We start from the raw sequence: 13,916 nt of genomic DNA on the forward strand, positions 1-13,916 counted from the left end.
CGGATAGGCTGAGGAAGCAAAAAGACAGAGGGGGATACTAAGCTATGGCAATCAATCTGAATCACCCCGAGGTGCCAACAAGAGAGAATCGCCTGGGGTCCATTACCGGCTACCAGGGCACGATCAAGGATTTGGTGGAGCAGGCGGCCTGCGGGGCGCTGCGCAATAAAGAACGGTGCTTCAGCCAGGCCAGTGCCTGCAGTTCAGGTTGCGCCCAGGGGCAGCTTTCGCGCATTGTCGACGCGGCGGTGGTCAATCATGGCCCGGTAGGCTGCGCTGCGGATACGGTAGGCGGCAATGCTGTCAATAAGTGGGGTCAGCATATCCGCGGCTGGGAGCACAAAAATATCCGCCTGATTAATACCAATATGGTGGAGGAAGATACTGTTTTCGGTGCGGTGGCTAAATTGCGCACAGCTGTTCAAGAAGCATATCGACGTTTTCATCCCAAAGCGATTTTTATTACCACTTCCTGTGTTTCAGGCATTATCGGCGAAGATATTCAGAGTGTAATTGAGGAATTGCAGGAAGAAATTCCCATCCCGATTGGTTCGGTAAACTGTGAGGGTTTTCGTTCTAAAATATGGGCTACGGGCTTTGATGCCGCCTTTCACGCTGTTTTGACGACCCTGGTCAAGCCGCCGGCGGGCCGGTCCAATACTGTAAATGTAGTCAATTTTAATGGCAGCGCCCGCAGACAGATTACGGAAATGCTGGCTCATTTTGCTTTGGAACCGGTATTTTTACTGCCGTACAGTTCGGTGGAGCAATTGACACGTTTGTCTGAAGCTGTGGCGACGGTTAGCATTTGCGGTACCTTGGGCAGTTACATTGGCAATGCGCTCGAACAGGCATATGGCGTTCCCTATGTCAAGACATTACAGCCCCATGGTATTGCCGGGATGAACAGCTGGCTGCGCGGTTTAGGCGCGGTTATTGGCAAGGAAGCGGACGTAGAGGCGTATATTCAGCAGCAGGAAGAACGTATTGCCCCGGAACTGGCGGCAATACGGCAGCGGTTGGCAGGCTATAAGGCGGTGGTCGGCATGGGGCCAAGTTTTGGGCAAAATTACATCCGGACTTTGCGGGAGTTAGGGCTTGATGTGATCTGGGGGGCTACCTGGCATTTTGATCCCCAGCATGATAACGGCACTTGCCCGGCATCTGCCCAGTATTTAGTTGCCGGCAAGGATAATATTCCTGTAAGTGTGGCCGATCAGCAGAATTTTGAAGTAATTAATCTGCTGAACCGCCTGCAGCCTGACCTGTACGTGGCCCGTCACGGCGGTACCACAGTGTGGGCTACCAAGTTAGGCATCCCGTCAATTATGATCAATGATGAGTACACAGCCTACGGGTATCAGGGGCTGATCGACTTCGGCCACCGGATTGTCGATGCCTTGACCAATCGCAGCCTGGCAAAGAATTTAGCGACCAGAGTCAAGCTCCCTTACACTGATTGGTGGCTGCAGCAGAACAGCTTTGCTTTTCTGGAGGAAGCTGCTCTCTGACAGCCTGCCGGAGCAAACTGTGGCCAGTGTACGGCATAGGTTAGGGGGAAAGAAAAATGACAAAAACCGGTTATGCTGATGAAATGACTCCTAAAGAACGGATCGAGGCTGTATTAACGGGTAAGCCCTTTGACCGCATCCCCTGCAGCGTCAACCCCGGCTATCAGGCGGCAAAATTGACAGGCGTCAAGTATGGGGAATACTATTTTTCCGCAGAAAAAATAGTCGAGGTGCAGCTGGCTTCGCGCCGGATATTTAGTGTGGAAGCCGTGACTACCGGCCCGGGTTTGCATGGCATTGCCGAGGCTGCAGGCAGTACGGTTGTCTACCCGCAAGCTGAAAACTCCCCGTACATCAGTGAATTTGCCCTCCAGGCTGAAGACGGCTTGGAACGCCTTGTTATTCCTGATCCCTGGACGCAAGGCCGCCTGCCGCTTCATTTGACGGCCCTGCAAATCCTGATGGAACGGGTGGGGGCAGAAGTGCCGGTCACGACTAATGTGGCCGGGCCCTTCACAGTGGCTGCCAACCTCAGAGGCACAGAACCGTTTCTACGGGATTTGTACCAGCAGCCTGCATTTGCCCACCGCTTGCTCCAGTATGCCCTGGCCAGCACGCTCGCCTATGTGCGGGCGGCAGCAAAAATAGGCGTAAAAGTCAGTATTGCTGATCCTACCGCATCAACCAGTTTAATCAGTCCCCGCCACTTTTTGGAATTTGCTTTTCCTTATCTGCGGGACTTGATTGATCATATCAAAAGACTTACCGGTAGCGCCCCGTCCCTTCATATCTGCGGAAATACGAAAAAAATCTGGCACCATATGGCGAATACCGGCGCCGGAATATTGAGTCTGGACGATACGGTCGATTTAGCGGCAGCAAAGGCTGCTGTGGGCAATCGCACCGCCTTATCCGGGAATGTTAAACCAACGGCAACGATGTTTTTAGGAACGCCGGCGGATGTCCGCCGGGAGGCTAAAGAATGCCTGCGCAAGGCCTATGACAATCCTCAAGGTTATATTCTGGCATTGGGATGCGGTCTGCCAATGAAAGCACCGGCAGAGAATATTCATGCCTTGTTTCAGGCGGCGCGGGAATACGGCCGGTATCCGGTTGATCCGGACAGACTGAATTAGCATTTGTTGGGAACAATAGTCAATTATTGCCCAGGAAATCAATTACCATTGACACATATAGCTTGCTATGTTATCATAATGCAAAATATGGAATTGCAGCCTGCATCCATTATAACCATTTGTGCCGATTAGATAACAAGCTGAAGGCCGGTTCGCATAGGAACCTGGCCTTTTATTCATTTTTGAGCAGGGTATTTAAGGAGGTGGATTGGCAGAGTCAGGGGACCGGGTGCGTTAGGAAAGTTTTCCTTTGGGGGAGAAGAAAGAAGATAAAGGAGATGAGGTTATGTCTATTTCTAAAGATTTGAGCATCAGGGAGGTTGTCAGTAAATATCCGGATACCATTGCCGTGTTCCGCAAGTATGGGATGGGCTGCTTTGGCTGCGCGGCGGCTAGCTTTGAGAATATTGAAGAGGGCGCCCGGGCGCATGAAATCGATATTGAACTTTTAATCAACGACCTAAATAAAGCAATCCAGGAAAATGCGAGTTGAACTGACAGCTATGAAGTTGAAAAAATAATCTTGCCTTTTCAACCGGCCGGTTGAAGAGCTGACAGTCTGGCTGATCAGTGTAACGTACTGAAGGCAAAGCAGATTTTCCCCAGGGAATGCTGCTTTGCCTGTTTATTTTGCCGGCTGTTTGCACTAATTGGGCAGAGGATAGCTATGAGGAAAAGAGGGAGAGCAGTACATGAGCGAACAGCCAGCAAGACAACATGGCTTTGATACCTTAGCTTTGCACGCCGGTCAAGTACCTGATCCAGCTACCGGTGCGAGGGTTGTGCCGATTTATCAGAGTACGTCATTTGTGCTTGGCGATAGCAAGCGGGCGGCCCGGCTGTTTTCACTGGAGGAATTAGGCAGTGTATATACCCGGATGATTAACCCCACCCAAACCGTTTTCGAAGAGCGGGTAGCCGCGCTGGAGGGGGGAGTGGGGGCACTGGCGGTTGCTTCCGGCCAGGCGGCCGTTACCTATTCGATTTTGACAATTGCCCAGGCCGGCGATGAGATTGTAGCTTCGGCCGCGTTATATGGCGGCACCTATAATTTGTTCCATTATACGCTGCCTAAACTTGGCATTAAGGTGCATTTTGTCAATCCGGATGAGCCTGAAAATTTTCGTAAAGCGATAACGCCGGCCACCAAGGCCGTTTATGCCGAAATCATCGGCAACCCGAAGCTTGATGTACTGGATGTGGAAAGGGTGGCACAGATTGCTCATGCCAATAAGATCCCGCTCATTATTGACAGTACGTTTGCAACCCCTTATTTGCACCGGCCATTCGAGTGGGGGGCCGATATTGTTGTGCATTCGGCAACCAAATTTATTGGCGGCCATGGGACTTCTATCGGTGGTATTATCGTCGACTCCGGCAAGTTTAACTGGAATAATGGCAAATTTTCCGGTTTGATAGAACCTGATCCCAGCTATCACGGACTTTCTTATAGCGAGAAATTCGGTAATGCCGCCTATATTTTTAAAGCAAGGGTCACGATTTTACGCGATACCGGTGCGGCCTTAAGCCCGTTTAACGCCTTCTTATTCCTCCAGGGCTTGGAAACACTCTCCCTGCGTCTTGACCGGCACGTGTCTAACGCGCAGAAGGTGGCAGAGTTCTTAGCGGGACACCGGTTTGTTACCTGGGTTAATTATCCGGGGCTGGCAAGCAGTACCTCCTATGAGAAAGGGCAAAAGTATCTGCCGAAGGGGGCAGGGGCAATCCTTGCCTTTGGCATTAAAGGCGGTCTGGATGCCGCCGTTAAATTCATTGACAATGTAAGCTTATTTTCCCATCTGGCGAATGTGGGCGATGCTAAATCGCTGGTTATTCATCCTGCCAGCACAACCCACCAGCAGCTAACTGCCGCTGAGCAATTAGCCAGTGGCGTAACCGCAGACCTTATCCGGCTGTCCATCGGCCTTGAGGATATTAATGACCTGCTGTATTATCTGGAGGAGGCACTGGTTGTTAGCCAGCGATAGGGCAGAGGCGTTTGTATTCCGCGGTGCCCGCCGGGACCTGGCGCAAGCCAGGTCTTTTCTACCCCCATCAGAATTCAAAATACCTCAGCTGAGGTATTTACATGAGGCCGCGACTGCGGTATTATGTAAGAAAGATGAGTATCCCTGCGGTAGAGGGAGGTTTTTTATTTTCTTTGTGTCTTTAAGACACTGGGAGGGCGGATAAGCAGCCGCAGCGAAGGGGGGCGCCGATGTTGATTGTTGGCAGTGAAGTCATAGTGAAACCGGCAAAAGGGAACGCTTTATGAAACAGTTAATCAGCCTGCCCGAATGCCCGGGCCGGCTGGAAGCCGGCTGTTCCCGCCGGGAATGGCTGCAGCAGCTGCTGGCGCGCCGCGGGCTTGACGGCTGCGAAATACAGCTTGGCACCGCCTGGCAGGCCGGGTTATTGCCACCCCCATGGGTTTACGGCGCCGCCCTTTCCCCGGGGGAATGCTGGCTGGACTTTTGGCGGCAGGATCAGCAGGCGCTGCTGGCCCGGTTGGGCAGCGAAGAGGCAATCAAAGCCTGTTACGGCGGTTTGACCCGTGATGCCTGGCTGGAAGGCTGCCGGCAGCAAATTACCGCCGCCCGGGCGGCAGGCGCCAGGTATCTGGTTTTCCCGGTCGGTGAAATTAAGCCCTGGGAGGCTTTTACCTGGCAGTTCGGCGCCACCGACGAGGAGGTTGTTACCGCGGCCGTTGAGGTTATCAATGAACTTGTGGCCGCCATCCCGGACCATATGGCGCTTTTATTTGAAAACCAGTGGTTTTCGGGTCTGCGGCTGCAGGACAAACCCACAGTGCTTAAACTCATACGGGGGGTGCGCCACCCCAATACCGGCCTTATGCTGAACACCGGCCACCTCTTGAATACCAATCACCGCCTGCAGACGGAAGTCGAGGGCGTAGAGTACATCCTGGCGGTGCTGCGCAAGCTGCGGCTGTACAGGGGGGACATCCGGGGCCTGCGCTTAAACTGCTCATTGTCAGGGGAATATGTGCTGCGCGGGCAAAGGGAGGCGGCCAGGGGAATTTTGCCGGTGGACGAAGGGCGGGAACGCCGGCTGCGTATCGACGAGCAGCAGCCGTTCCGGGTGCCGGCGGCTAAGCGGATTGTCTACGAAGTGAGGCCGGAGGTGCTGGTGCATCATCTTCGCTCAGAGCTGTTCAACGACAACTGGGAACGGAAAATCCGGCGCCAGCAGGAAGCCTTGCTGCGGCCGGCGGAGCGGCGCCAATGTAATACGGCCGGCAGGCGCGGGCAGAAGCAGCCAAAGCAGTAAGGGCAAAGGGGCATAGAGTAGTCGCCGGCCGGGCGGAAAAATGGCGCTTTACATTTGCGTAAAGCGCCATTTCTGACGGTGTCTGTACTGCCTGTTACTATAGTTTGCCACCTTCGACAACAATATCTTCCGGGTTGATCGAATCGCCATAAACCGGTTTCAAGGTTGCATCATAAGCCTGGTGGATGAAGTTTTCCTTACCAAGGGTTTCCAGCTCCTGATTAATCCAGTCCAGTAATTCTTTGTTGCCTTGTTTAACTGCCGGGGCAATGGTGTCAAGACTGCCCAACGTGGTGATGCCCACCGTAAAGCCGGCATTTTCTTTGGCCCAGGCAAACAGCAGGGTATTATCCTGGGAGAGAGCCGCGCCGCGTTTGTCTTTTAACGCCTCAAAGGCCTGCGTGATCTGGTCGAACTTCAACAATTCAACCTCAGGATGATTTTTGGTAAAATAGGTTTCCGCCGTTGTCCCCTTGATAATAATCAGCTTTTTGCCTTTTAACTGATCAACAGAGGTAATCGGGGCAGCCTGGGGGGAAACAACCCCGATCGCAACCTTCATATAGGGGTTGGCGAAATCAACTTTTTGCTTTCTTTCTTCGGTGACAGTAAAGTTAGCCAAAACAATGTCCACTTTGTTTGTTTGCAGATATTCGACGCGGCTGGCCGGCTCAAGCAGGACAAAATCTATTTTGGATTCATCGCCTAACAGGTCTTTGGCCAGTCTTTTGGCGATATACACATCAAATCCCTGGTTCTTGCCATTGGCGTCAATAAAGCCGAACGGCGGCTTGTCGCCGAAGATGCCTATTCTGACTGTGCCGCGTTTTTTTATCTCTTCAATAGCACTTTTGGCAGCCCCAGCTTGTTTCCCGTCTGCTTTGGTGGTTGCGGTTGAGCCGCAGCCGGCCAGCACTCCTACTAAGAATAGAGCACTGAAAATCAACACCAGAATTTTTTTGCTATTCATAATCTCTCATCCTTTCGCTTAGCCAATTTAGTATTGGAATATATTTAAAAATTGCTGAGCCCGCTCTGTCCTGGGGTTGGAAAAAAACTCAGCCGGTGTGGCTGTTTCGCAGATCCTGCCGGCATCGATAAAGACGATGCGGTCGGCAACAGCCCTGGCGAACCCCATTTCATGGGTCACAATTACCATTGTCATCCCCTGTCTGGCCAGACCCAGGATAACATCAAGCACCTCCCGCACCATTTCCGGGTCAAGCGCGGCGGTAACCTCGTCAAACAGCATAATCTCCGGGTTCATACATAGAGCACGGACAATCGCGATGCGCTGCTTTTGTCCGCCGGACAACTGGCGGGGATAGGCCTGCTGGCGGTCAAGCAGACCGACCCTGGCCAGCAGCTGTTCAGCCTGTGCGGCAGCCTCTTTTTTGTCCCGGCCTTGCACTTTCAGGGGACCGAGCAGAATGTTCTCCATAACTGTCATATGGGGAAACAGGTCATAGTTCTGAAAAACCATCCCTACTTGCTGGCGGATTCTCTGCCAATCCCCGTTTTTACCGGTAATATTCTGGCCTGATAAGGCAATTTCACCTCCCTGAATCGCTTCCAGACCGTTCAGGCATCTGAGCAATGTACTTTTTCCACAGCCTGACGGACCGAGGATTACAACTACTTCGCCTTTATGAATGGTAAGGTCAATATTGCCCAATACCGTTTTCCCGTCAAATTCCTTGTGCAATGCTTTTATTTCCAGTAATACCTGGCTAGTTGCGGTAATGATGATGACCCCTCCCTAACTTTCCCATTTGGTTTCTAATTTCTTCGACAGCTTCGACAGCGGATAACAAATGATGAAATATAAAAAGAATATCAGGCCATAGACCCAAAAGGAGGCGGTCGGTTCTTTCAACAGGGACCGTTCAATGATCTGCTGGCCAACCTTCACTACATCAATAACACCGATTAAAACGACCAGCGAGGTGGTTTTGATCATCCTGGTGGCAAGATTCATAGCCCCTGGCAACAGCCGTCTTATGGCCTGGGGGATCAGGACATAGCGGTACAGGCCCCAAAAACTAAGGCCCAGTGCTTTGCCTGATTCCATTTGATGTTTTGGCAGTGATACCAGGGCCCCGCGGACGATATCGCTCATTTCCGCCGCTCCCCACAGGCTAAAGACAAGAACAGCCACAAGTTCACCTTCTAAATGGATATTAAACAGACCGGGCACACCAAAGTAGACGATGAACAACCAAACCAGTATGGGAATAATGCGGAAAAACTCCAGGTACAGGCGGCAGAGCAAGCGGATGATCCGGGATTTGGAGGTGTTGATCAAACCCAGAACAATACCCAGCACTGAGCCAATAAAAATTGCCAGGAAGGCAATGCGCGCCGTGACCAATAAACCTCCCAGCAACCGCTGCAGGTTAATGCCTTCCGTAAGCACGTTAATTCCCGAATTCAGCATACCGCACCTTCCTTTCCAGCCAGCTCAAAAACAATGACAGGGGCAACAGCATCAGCAGATAAGCAATGACCAGCATCAACAATGATTCAAAGGTTTGATAGTACATACCAATTAAGTCCTGGGTAACATGCATCAGTTCCGGAATGGCGATAGCGCCGACAATGGAGGTTTCTTTCAGCAAGAAGATGCAATTTGCCCCCAGGGACGGCAAGGTTACCGACAAGGCCTGCGGCAGAACCACATAGCGGACCAGCTGGCGGTTGGACAGCCCGATACTAAGGCCTGATTCAATCTGTGATTTACTGACAGACTGAATGCCGGCCCGGAAGGCCTCAGCCATATAGCTGCCGCCCAAAAAGGCCAGGCCGATGATGGCGCAGGCATGTTCGCTGAGCGTTAAACCTAATTTGGTCAAACCATAATACAAAAAAAATAGCTGAATCAGGAGCGGCGTATTGCGGGAAAGCTCGATATAGGCGTGGACCAGGCGGTTCAGACCGGCTGTCTTATGGTATAAAACAAGGCTGCATAGGAGCCCGATGAGTAAGGAGGCCCCTATACCCAGTACGGCAAGCTTTAGCGTCAGCCAGGCTGCTTTTTCGTATAAGGGTAAGGCCGTCATAATAAATTCCCAGTTAATAGTCACAAATGTACCCACTCTTTTCTGACAACTGAATTGGCAAACAAAAAAAGGCCAAGTCTCTTTTAGGGAGAAACTTTGGCCTTCAGTTTTCTGATCAGCACGCATATGTAATTCTATTTGAGTATACATGAATAAAAAGTACGTGTCAAGAGGATTAAAGAGCAGTTTGTTGTGCAGATGAATAACTAAATATTTGACATTATTTAGCAATGTGTGATAATATATGTTGTGTCGATAGGTTCTCTATCTGCCTGATCGACTTTTTTTATACAACAACTGGATAAAGCCAAGGCTCATCAGAAAACTGAAGGCTAAAGTCATCGCTAAGATGCTTTGGCCTTTTTTTTACCCTGATAGACAGTCAGGTCGTTACAACGGCACCATCAAAGAATGAAAAATGCTATTTTTCAGGATAGAAAGCTTAACTTTCCCTGGATAAGGGCAACAGCGGCTTCCGCTTTCGCCACAGGCTCGGCGCAAGCCGTGTTTTTTCTTTATCCCGGATGTGCGGACTGGGATTAACCGGCTATAGGCGCCAGGCTGCCTGTACCCGGCGGCAGAACACCTGTTTTCACTAAGCCGGAATTGAACATTTGTACAGAAAAGCGGTATAATATTACCTGTTGGCAGCATAATCCCCCTATATATTGAAAACGTTATTGGCGGAGAAGGAGTGTACGAATTATGTATATGACTCACCTGGAATGTCCCAAATGCGACGCTAAACATACCCCCCACAAACTTACCCAGTTATGTCCCGAGTGTGGGGCGCCGTTGTTAGTCAGGTATGATTTAGCGAAAGTAAAAGCTAACTTTAGCAAAGAAGACCTGATAAGCCGTAAACCCGATTTATGGCGTTACCGTGAATTACTGCCGCTTATTGATGAAACAAACAAAATCAGCCTGGGCGAAGGCCTGACGCCGCTGCTGACACTGTCCAAGCTGGGCCGGCAGCTGAATATTGAGCTGTATTTAAAGGATGAGGGCATTATTCCCGGCGGCACCTTTAAAGCCCGGGGGGCGGCCGTGGGGGTTTCCCGCGCTAAAGAGCTGGGCGTAACCTCCCTGGCAATGCCGACAAACGGCAATGCCGGCGCCGCCTGGGCTATCTATGCTGCTAAAGCGGGTATTGACGCCTATATTGTCATGCCTGTTGACGCCCCGGCCATTACCCGGAATGAATGCGCCATTGCCGGTGCCAAGCTGTTCCTGGTCAAGGGCCTGATCAGCGACGCCGGTAAAATTGTCGGCCGGGCGGTCGCCAAGCTAGGCTGCATGGACGCCTCCACGCTCAAAGAACCTTACCGGATTGAGGGAAAAAAGACCATGGGCCTGGAAATTGCCGAACAGCTGAACTGGGAAGTGCCTGACGTAATCTTGTACCCTACCGGCGGCGGCGTTGGCCTGATCGGTATTTATAAGGCTTTCCGCGAACTCCAGGCAATCGGCTGGATTGGGGACAAGCTGCCCCGGCTGGTCGCTGTCCAGGCTGCAGGCTGCGCCCCGATTGTTAAAGCCTGGGAAGAGAAGAAAGCGGCATCTGAGTTCTGGGAACAGGCCTCCACGGTAGCTTTCGGCATCACCGTCCCCAAGGCCCTGGGCGATTTCCTTGTGCTTGACGCCATTTATCAAACCAACGGCTGCGCCGTCGCTGTTACGGATGAGGAAATACTCAACGATCAGGCCGAACTGGCGTCGGTGGAAGGGACCTTTGTCTGCCCCGAGGGGGCGGCAAACTATACCGCGGCCAAGAAGCTGTGCGCGAGCGGCTGGATTAAGCCTCAGGAAAAGGTGGTCATGCTGAATACCGGCGCCGGGCTGAAGTACCCGGACACGGTACGGGTCATTGTCCCTGTTCTCCAGCCGGACGAGGATATCCCCGTATAGCCTTTTAGATGACCGGGGAGGGTTCCAGGCGCAAGTAACTTATACTTAGAATATCTATCTTAGCCTAAATATAAGAAAACCTCGCACTTTACATTGCGAGGTTTTTTCTATTATATTAAATTTACTTAACGGCCTTTAATTTATCTACTTCAACTTCCTGCCGGAAGAGCCGGTCATTTAGTACCCGGAACTGAGCCGACAGATCGGCCACATCTTCTTTGGTAGCCGCTTTGCCAGTCAGTACGGCCAGGTTGTGCCCAAGATGATGCAGCTGGGCATTGACCTCTTCCGAGTTATGCCGGAGAGCATGGACAATGCTGCTGATCTCTATTTGCTGACGCTCACTGGCCATATCGCCCTTCATGGTGCTAAGCTCAGCCTGTAATTGCTGGTGGCCGTTTTCCACGCGGTCAAGACGCTGAATAATCTGCTGCTGGCCGTTTTCCACGCGGTCAAGACGCTGGGTAATCTGCTGCTGGCCGTCTTCTACGCGGTCAAGACGCTGGGTAATCTGCTGCTGGCCGGAGTTTAAATTTTGCATTCCATCTTTTAAGTGTTTAATTTCGCCAAGTATCTGTTTTAACAATTCCGCTTCCATAACGACACCTGCCTTTAGGGTTATTATACTTGTAGGATCCAGGGCTGACAAGCAGAAATATTATTTCCGGGAGCAGCAGTGGGGACGTCATCCTATCTCTGCTGCAGAAAGGTCATAAACTCCTGGTGGATCTGGCTGCAGTCCCGCAAGCCCTGCTTGTAGGCGATTTCCGCCGACTGGCCCGACTCCAGGGCGGTGAAGGACTCGTAATCCATGACCAGCTCCAGCAATTCCGGATACTGGTCCGCCAGTTCCCCGGCCAGGGCCAGCAGCCGGTCGAGGGTGGCGCCGACCTGGCTGACCGTCTTGCTGTAGTCGGCATCGTTGGTGCCGGCCAGCTTGAGGATATTGTCCACCCGGACAAAGATATACTGATTAAAGGCCTCGGTTAAGATGCTTTGCAGCATCAGCCGGTCATCCGGCTCGGCCCCCGGCGGCTGCGGCGCCCGGGGCCGCTCTGCCGGCAGGAAGGAAGCCAGCCCCGGGCAAAAAGCCGCGCCGGCTGCCGTTGATTGCTCAGACATAGTTATACCCCCTATATTCAGGCTGCGGCCGGTATGGCCGTCAGCTTATTTTACAGGGGGAAATTAAAAAGAACGCAGGCAAAGGTTTTATCCCCTACACATGCGTTCTGTTGCGATAGCTGTTAAAATACTCAACGCTAACAAGCCGGCAGATCCGGCCGAAACAACAAGGGCGGTCGCAAACCGGTATTCCCGGTTGGCCCCGCTGCTGCTCCTTAGCGGCTGAGGATAGAGCGAATCATTTGCTGCGTCCAGTCGCACTCCCAGCCCGGCGTCGCCGGCGGCAACGGCTATTAACCCCGCGCTCCCCCCGCTTGTGCGGCGGCCGAAGTGCGGTTATAATAGAAATGTCGTCGTGGACAGCTTGGCTGTTACGTGTAGGTGCCTTGTACACCTTGCGCGGGCCTGAAAGTGCTGCGAACACTTTCAGGTCACGGCGACTCTTTTTAAATTCCCACCTATTTCTAATTATAGCTCTTTTCAAGCCAATTGCAAGTAAAGCGGGACAGGTAAACCAGGATTTTTTATGGATTGATTGCATATTTTACAATCTATGGGTATAATATAAGCAAAGGACTGACGTGTTGCAAGCACGCCAGCCCGGCAGGTTGTCTAACCGGGAAACCGGTTAGCCCAAATGTGTTATTGAAATAATCGCCGCTATTTGGGGACAGGGGCGATTATTTCTTTTGGTTTATGACCAGTACCATGAGCGTGGCAAATGCGACAGCAAATGTCAATGCTTCATAAACAGTCATCCTACCACCCCCTTCCTGAAAAAGGAAGGGGCTAACCGTCCCCCGCGCAACCTGTTACGCCTATTATAGCATATTCTTCCATAAAAGTGAGTATTTTACCTGATGCATTGCACCTGGCCTGTGCTGAAACTGGTAAGGCAGATGTGTTTTTAACCGTTGACGATGGACTCCTGAGTAAAGTGAGACGTAACGTAGGGATTGTCGCGGTAAGTGTGATGAATCCCGTAACTTGGTTTATGGAAAGGATGTGGTGCGGAGATGCAAGCGATGACACAGCGTGAAATTAGAGAAGCTGGTTTGGCTGCTTTAATTCAATCTTTAGGTCCGGTCGGCATGGTACGCTTCCTGCAACAGTATGATAGCGGCGAAGGAGACTATACCCAGGAAAAAAAACAGCGACCAGTCAAAACGATTGATGATATTTTGATCGAACGGCAAAAATACAATACACCTAAAGAATGATGCGTAAAAGAGCAGTCTTGAGTGGACTGCTCTTTTTTAGTCCATTGTGAGGATAATGAGGGCAGACCTCATTGCCTTTGAGGAAGCACGGGGACGTACATTTTGCTTCTTTGATTGCAGAAGCCAGTAGCCGTGCAGACATAGAACTAGGGCCGCAATGTAGATCGGTGACAGGTTAGGCCTGTCCGGCCAATTGCATAATAAGCTGCCAATGGCTTTCCGCGACAGGCATGACGGAGAGGCGGGACTGGCGCACCAGTTCCCAGTCGGCAAAGGCGGAATTGGCTTTGATTTCGCGCAGGCTGACAGGCTGCGGCAGGCGATAGCGGGGAATGACGTCAATCGTATAAAAACGGGGATCGGCAGACGTAGGGTCAGGATACGGTGCGGAGACAGCCTCGGCCACGCCGACAATCGCTTTTTCCTTGCCGGAGTGATAAATCAGGATCAGGTCGCCGGGCTGCATGGCCTTGATATGTTTGGCGGCGGTAAAATTGCGGACACCGTCCCACATATCTTTGGTTAGACGCTCAAGATCGGAGTAGCTAAAGGTTTCAGGCTCCGTTTTAGCCAGCCAATAAGACATTACTTTACACCTCTTTGTTTCGTTTAGTCTATTTTATAATATTTGCCGGTTAATAGCAAAAAGAGACCTTTTGTTTTCACGTT

The 13,916-nt window shown here is 51.6% G+C and carries 14 protein-coding genes; 7 read left to right on the forward strand and 7 right to left on the reverse strand.

All coding sequences use genetic code 11. The annotated features are described in order from the left end of the window. Positions 1-44 precede the first annotated feature (44 nt). The 5 genes from ACZ481_RS05725 (at position 45) to ACZ481_RS05745 (ending at position 5,938) form a co-directional block, all read left to right on the forward strand. Positions 45-1,511, forward strand: a complete 1,467-nt coding sequence (locus ACZ481_RS05725; RefSeq protein ID WP_464769201.1) for a nitrogenase component 1 — start codon at positions 45-47, stop codon at positions 1,509-1,511. A gap of 56 nt (positions 1,512-1,567) precedes the next feature. Beyond that, positions 1,568-2,647, forward strand: coding sequence for a uroporphyrinogen decarboxylase family protein (locus ACZ481_RS05730; protein WP_464769202.1), 1,080 nt, complete (start codon positions 1,568-1,570; stop codon positions 2,645-2,647). A 286-nt stretch (positions 2,648-2,933) separates the two neighbouring features. Further along, positions 2,934-3,140, forward strand: a complete 207-nt coding sequence (locus tag ACZ481_RS05735) for a DUF1858 domain-containing protein (RefSeq protein ID WP_464769203.1) — start codon at positions 2,934-2,936, stop codon at positions 3,138-3,140. Positions 3,141-3,339: 199 nt separating this feature from the next. Next, on the forward strand, positions 3,340-4,635 hold the full coding sequence (locus ACZ481_RS05740) for an O-acetylhomoserine aminocarboxypropyltransferase/cysteine synthase family protein (protein WP_464769204.1): 1,296 nt from the start codon (positions 3,340-3,342) through the stop codon (positions 4,633-4,635). A 283-nt stretch (positions 4,636-4,918) separates the two neighbouring features. After that, positions 4,919-5,938 carry a TIM barrel protein gene (locus ACZ481_RS05745; protein WP_464769205.1) on the forward strand — a complete coding sequence of 340 codons (1,020 nt, stop codon included), beginning with the start codon at positions 4,919-4,921 and terminating at the stop codon, positions 5,936-5,938. Positions 5,939-6,035: 97 nt separating this feature from the next. On the opposite strand, the gene ACZ481_RS05750 is transcribed toward ACZ481_RS05745, so the two are convergent. Genes ACZ481_RS05750 through ACZ481_RS05765 form a run of 4 tightly spaced genes read right to left on the reverse strand, consistent with a single transcriptional unit; the run spans position 6,036 to position 9,021 of the window. Further along, entirely contained in the window at positions 6,036-6,908 is an 873-nt protein-coding gene (locus ACZ481_RS05750; RefSeq protein ID WP_464769206.1) for a cysteine ABC transporter substrate-binding protein, read from the reverse strand. A 27-nt stretch (positions 6,909-6,935) separates the two neighbouring features. Next, positions 6,936-7,685 (reverse strand): amino acid ABC transporter ATP-binding protein, encoded by a 750-nt coding sequence (locus ACZ481_RS05755; RefSeq protein WP_464770583.1) that lies wholly within the window; start codon positions 7,683-7,685, stop codon positions 6,936-6,938. Positions 7,686-7,697: 12 nt separating this feature from the next. Further along, entirely contained in the window at positions 7,698-8,375 is a 678-nt protein-coding gene (locus ACZ481_RS05760; protein WP_464769207.1) for an amino acid ABC transporter permease, read from the reverse strand. Next, positions 8,356-9,021, reverse strand: coding sequence for an amino acid ABC transporter permease (locus ACZ481_RS05765; protein WP_464769208.1), 666 nt, complete (start codon positions 9,019-9,021; stop codon positions 8,356-8,358). The genes ACZ481_RS05760 and ACZ481_RS05765 overlap by 20 nt, the downstream gene beginning before the upstream one ends. Before the next feature lie 681 nt (positions 9,022-9,702). On the opposite strand from ACZ481_RS05765, the gene ACZ481_RS05770 reads away from it, so the two are divergent. Then, on the forward strand, positions 9,703-10,905 hold the full coding sequence (locus ACZ481_RS05770) for a threonine synthase (protein ID WP_464769209.1): 1,203 nt from the start codon (positions 9,703-9,705) through the stop codon (positions 10,903-10,905). 121 nt (positions 10,906-11,026) lie between these two features. Here ACZ481_RS05770 and ACZ481_RS05775 read toward each other — a convergent pair whose 3' ends face one another. Both ACZ481_RS05775 and ACZ481_RS05780 read right to left on the reverse strand, forming a co-directional pair. Further along, a complete protein-coding gene (locus ACZ481_RS05775) occupies positions 11,027-11,503 on the reverse strand; it encodes a hypothetical protein (protein WP_464769210.1) in 477 nt (158 codons plus the stop codon). Positions 11,504-11,595: 92 nt separating this feature from the next. Beyond that, entirely contained in the window at positions 11,596-12,027 is a 432-nt protein-coding gene (locus ACZ481_RS05780; protein WP_464769211.1) for a hypothetical protein, read from the reverse strand. Between the two features lie 1,016 nt (positions 12,028-13,043). Between ACZ481_RS05780 and ACZ481_RS05785 the strand changes: the two genes are divergently transcribed. Further along, complete coding sequence (locus ACZ481_RS05785) at positions 13,044-13,247, forward strand: hypothetical protein (protein ID WP_464769212.1); 204 nt, start codon at positions 13,044-13,046, stop codon at positions 13,245-13,247. A 175-nt stretch (positions 13,248-13,422) separates the two neighbouring features. On the opposite strand, the gene ACZ481_RS05790 is transcribed toward ACZ481_RS05785, so the two are convergent. After that, entirely contained in the window at positions 13,423-13,833 is a 411-nt protein-coding gene (locus ACZ481_RS05790; protein ID WP_464769213.1) for an EVE domain-containing protein, read from the reverse strand. Positions 13,834-13,916 lie beyond the last annotated feature (83 nt).

Source organism: Sporomusa intestinalis, assembly GCF_055383785.1.